The 4,651-nt window shown below is 70.7% G+C and carries 5 protein-coding genes; 3 read left to right on the top strand and 2 right to left on the bottom strand.

The window, feature by feature from the left end:
* Positions 1 to 827: sensor histidine kinase (locus tag ACM2XV_RS12605; protein ID WP_487027172.1), on the top strand; the 827-nt coding region annotated here is incomplete at its 5' end.
* Here ACM2XV_RS12605 and ACM2XV_RS12610 read toward each other — a convergent pair.
* Positions 805 to 2,184, bottom strand: coding sequence for an MFS transporter (locus ACM2XV_RS12610; RefSeq protein WP_487027173.1), 1,380 nt, complete (start codon positions 2,182 to 2,184; stop codon positions 805 to 807). The genes ACM2XV_RS12605 and ACM2XV_RS12610 overlap by 23 nt on opposite strands.
* A gap of 49 nt (positions 2,185 to 2,233) precedes the next feature.
* Here ACM2XV_RS12610 and ACM2XV_RS12615 point away from each other — a divergent pair, with 49 nt between their 5' ends.
* A complete protein-coding gene (locus ACM2XV_RS12615) occupies positions 2,234 to 2,749 on the top strand; it encodes a MarR family winged helix-turn-helix transcriptional regulator (RefSeq protein ID WP_487027174.1) in 516 nt (171 codons plus the stop codon).
* Positions 2,746 to 3,981, top strand: a complete 1,236-nt coding sequence (locus tag ACM2XV_RS12620) for an MFS transporter (RefSeq protein WP_487027175.1) — start codon at positions 2,746 to 2,748, stop codon at positions 3,979 to 3,981. The genes ACM2XV_RS12615 and ACM2XV_RS12620 overlap by 4 nt, the downstream gene beginning before the upstream one ends.
* On the opposite strand, the gene ACM2XV_RS12625 is transcribed toward ACM2XV_RS12620, so the two are convergent.
* On the bottom strand, positions 3,966 to 4,651 hold a 686-nt coding region (locus ACM2XV_RS12625; RefSeq protein WP_487027176.1), incomplete at its 5' end, for an MFS transporter. The genes ACM2XV_RS12620 and ACM2XV_RS12625 overlap by 16 nt on opposite strands.

Genomic DNA, 4,651 nt, shown 5'->3' on the forward strand with positions numbered 1-4,651 from the left:
ACCGCGGTGATGTGCGGCTCTCGGCCCGCGTCGCCGAGGCCGACCTCGCCTCGACGGAAGAGGTCGGCCAGGTCGGCGCCGCCCTCAACGCGCTGCTGGCTCACGTCGACGAGGCCCTCTCGGTGCGGCATACGAGCGAAGAGACCATGCGCCGGTTCGTCGCCGACGCGAGCCACGAGCTGCGCACGCCGCTTGCCACCGTGCGCGCCTACGCGCAGCTCTCGGCGCGGCAGCACCCCGAGCTGCCCGAAGACCTCGAGCGCAACATCGCCCGCATCGACCGCGAGTCGGTGCGGATGGGCGAGCTCGTCGACCAGCTGCTGCTGCTCGCGCGACTCGACGCCGACGGCCGGGCGGGCCGCCCCGCGGTGCAGCGCACCGAGGTGAACCTCTCGTTCCTCGTCGCCGAGGCCGCCGGGGATGCGCGGCTTGCGGCATCCGATCACACCTGGTCGCTCGACCTCGATCCGGAACCCGTGCTCGTGAACGGCGACGAGAGCCAGCTGCGCCGCCTCGTCGCCAACCTGCTCGCCAACGCGGCGACGCACACGCCTTCCGGCACGCACGTCACGGTGGGCCTTCATGCCGCAAGCGGCATGAACGCGCTCAGGGTGCAGGATGACGGGCCGGGTGTGCCTGCGGAGCTGCAGCCCACCGTGTTCGACCGCTTCGCGCGCGGGGATTCCGCGCGGAACCACGACGGCGGGTCGACGGGCCTCGGGCTCGCGATCGTCCGTGCCATCGCGGAGGCGCACGGCGGCCGGGTGACGCTCGAGAGCACCCCCGGCCGCACGGTCTTCCAGGTCACACTGCCCCAGGAGCCCTGACCTTGCGGCGGCGGGAGTCGGCCCGGCGCTGCATCTCGTCGGGGTCGTCGAGCCAGTTGGCCCCCGTGTTGCGCAGGAAGAAGACGTAGACGACGAGCGAGACCAGGATCACGACCGTCGCATAGACGATGAACGCCGGCACGCTGTTGCGGGCGGCGGCCGCCTGGTAGAGCAGGGGCGCCGTGCCCCCGAAGAGCGAGTTCGCCACGGCGTAGGCGATGCCGAGCCCCAGCGCGCGGATGTGCATCGGGAAGCTCTGCGCCTTCACGACGGCGTTGATCGACGTATACCCGGTGAGGATCACGAAGCCCACGACGAGGATGCCGAAGGCCGCGCCCGCGCTGGTCTGCTTCGGCAGCTGCGTGACGAGGAACCACGTGTAGAGCGCGCCGCCGACGCCGAAGAAGACGAGCAGCGACTTGCGACCGACGATGTCTGAGAGCCAGCCGCCGATGGGCTGCAGCACCATGAGGATCGCGAGCGAGCCGAGGTTGATCCAGCCGGCGGCGACGGGCGACGAGCCCGCGAACGCCTTCTGGATCTGCGCCGGGGCATTCACCGAGTAGACGTAGAACGCGAGCGTTCCGCCGGCGGTGATGAGGAAGACCAGCAGCGCCTCGCGCCACCATCGCCCGAACAGCTCCACAAGCGAGCCGTGCGTGCGCGCGGCCTCGCCCTCGCCCGAGCGCACGGCGGCGATCGTCTCGGTGTGCAGCGTCTCGTCCATGGTGCGGCGGATCCAGAGCACGACGAGCGCCGCGACGCCGCCGATGCCGAACGCGACGCGCCACCCCCACGCTGAGATCGCGTCGGGGCTCATCGTGAGCAGCATGATCAGCAGCACGAGCTGGGCGACGACCTGGCCGCCGACGAGCGTGACATACTGGAAGGACGAGAGGAACCCGCGGCGGCCCGGCACCGCCGCCTCCGACATGTAGGTCGCGCTCGTGCCGTATTCGCCGCCGGTGGCGAAGCCCTGCACGAGCCGGGCGAGCAGCAGCACTGCCACCGCGCCGGCGCCGAACACGGCGCGCGTCGGGATGATCGCGACGACGAATGAGCACACCGCCATCAGCGAGACCGAGAACGTCAGGGCGGCCCTGCGGCCGTAGCGATCGGCGAAGCGCCCGAAGAACCACGAGCCGATCGGGCGCATCACGAAGGTGACCGCGAAGATCGCCCAGACGTAGATGGTCGAGTTCTTGTCGCGGGTGTCGAAGAACTGCGACTCGAAGTAGGCGGCAAAGGTCGAATAGACGTAGACGTCGTACCACTCGACCAGGTTTCCCGCGGACCCCTTCAGGGTGTTCGAGACCGAGCGGCCGAGGCTCGTCGTCAGCTCCGTTGCTAAAGACATGTGGGCCAGGCTAGCGCGGCCTTTGTACAAGCGCTTATATATTAGCGCTGTGACATCTTCCGCTTCAGAGGCTCCCAGGCCCCGCGTCGACGAGCTGCCCAGTCTGTGGCGGCGCGTGTTCCAGGTGTTCGCGCGCATCAACGAGGGCATCTCGGAGCTCTACGAGAGCGTGGGCGTGACGGGGGTCCGGCCGCGGTATTCGATGGCGCTGATGTTCCTCGAGGACGGGCCGATGTCGATTCGGCAGCTCGCCTTCGACTGCGGCGTCTCGCACTCGGCGATGAGCCAGACGATCTCCGCCATGAGGAAGGCCGGCCTCGTGGAATCCGTCACCTCGCGCGAGGACGCGCGCCGGCGTGTCATCACCCTCACCGACAAGGGCCGAGAGTTCGTGCCCCTGCTGCGCGCCGAGTGGGCCGCGACCGAGGCAGTGCACGCGCAGCTCGAGGCCGAGACCTCGTACAGCCTCTCGAAGCTGGCCGAGGAGCTGCACGCCGCACTCGACCGGAAGCCCTTCATCGAGCGCGCGCTCGAGGTCATCGAGCTTCCCGACGGGCGCCGATGACGCTCTCGGGCGTTCTCATCGACGTGCGCCCGCTGCGCGAGAGCGCCGCGTTCCGGCGCCTCTGGGCCGGCAACGCCGTCTCGGGCTTCGGCGGCACGATGGCGTCGTTCACGGTCAGCTGGGTCGTCTGGGACCGCACCCACAGCGCCGTCGCGCTCGGCGCCATCGGAGTCGCGCAGCTCGTGCCGATGATCGTGTTCACTCTGCTCGGCGGGCACTGGGCCGATCGCTACGAGCGCCGTCGCCTGATCATCGGGGTGCGCTGGGCGCAGCTCGCCGCATCGGCGGCCCTTGCCGCGGTCGTCATCACCACCACCCGCGAGGTCGCCTGGCTCTACCCGCTGATCGCGGTGCAGACGGCGCTCAGCTCGATCAATCAGCCGGTCGCGAAGACCTTCATCGCCACCCTTCTCGACGGTGAGCTGCGCGCCGCCGCCTTTGCGCTGCAGCAGACGACCGGAATGCTGAGCATGCTGATCGGGCCCATGCTCGGCGGCATCGCACTCGCCCTCTGGGGGCCCGCCTGGGCGCTCGTCTTCGACGCGGCGAGCTTCCTCGCGGCGCTCTACGGGGTGCTTGGGCTGCCGAGGCTCGGCGGCCCCGAGCAGCCGGCGGGCGGCGCCGCATCCGCCGTGAGGCAGATCGCCGCAGGAATCCGCTTCGTCACCCGCACGCCGATCGCCGCCGCCCTGCTGCTGGCTGACCTCAATGCGACCGTGCTCGCGATGCCGGTCGCGCTCTTCCCGGTGCTCAACTCCGAGCGCTTCGGCGGCAGCCCCGCAACGCTCGGCCTGCTCACGCCGGCGCTCGGTCTGGGTGGCGTGCTCGCCGGGTTCCTCTCGGGGCGCATCACGCGGGCGACGCGCCAGGGGCTCGTCATGGTCGTCGCGAGCGCCGTGTGGGGCGCTGCGATCGCCGGCGCTGGGCTCGTGCCGAACCTGGCCGCCGTGCTGGTGCTGCTCGCCGTCACAGGCGCTGCGGATGTGACATCCGTCGTCAGTCGCGCGACCATCATCCAAGCGGTGACGCCCGACGCGTACCGCGGCCGTGTCAACTCCCTCGACTACCTCGTGGGGGCCGGCGGCCCGAAGCTCGGCGACCTGCGGGCCGGCCTCATCGCCGATGTCTCGAGCGGGTGGTTCAGCATGGCGATCGGCGGTGCGGTCTCTGCCGTGCTGGCCGTGGTGATCGCGGCATCCGTGCCGTCGCTGCGTCGTTATCGCGCAGGCTGAGCGGATGCCTCTGGCCGCGGCCACTCGATCGCGTCGGCGCCCCAGGTGTCGGGCGTGCCGATGCCGCGCACGTCCCGGACGAAGGTGATGCCGATGACACCGGCGGCGAGCGCGGCGGCGAAGATCCACAGCGCCGGGACGATGCCGGCGTGCGCGAGCAGCAGGCTCGCGACGACCGGGGCGAGGGGCGCGACCGCCAGGTAGCCGAGCGAGCTCACCGAGCTCACCCGCCCCTGCAGGGCGTCGGGCACGATCGCGGCGACGTAGCCGCCGATCCCGGCGTTGACGGCGGGGATCAGCAGCACACCGACTCCGACGAGCACGACGTAGCCGGCATAGCTGTGCACCACGGCCATGCCGATGAACGACGCCGCCACGAGCCCGAGGCCGGCGACCGAGAGCCACCCCGCCGGGAAGCGCTTCAACAGCAGCGGGGCGAGCGCGGAGCCGAGCAGCATGACCGCCCCCGCCACGGCGTCGATCAGTCCGATCAGCAGCGGGGCGGTGTGTGTGCGCACGAGCTGCAGGTTGATGGCGACCATGGCGCCCGAGATCGTCAGGTTGATCAGCATGACGAGCCAGAGCGAGGCGCGCAGCACGGGCAGTGAGGCGTAGAAGCGGATGCCCTCCCTGAGCTGTGCGACGGGGTGGGTGGCCCGCGCTGCGGCGA

Source organism: Gryllotalpicola sp. CP2-P1, from assembly GCF_057512245.1.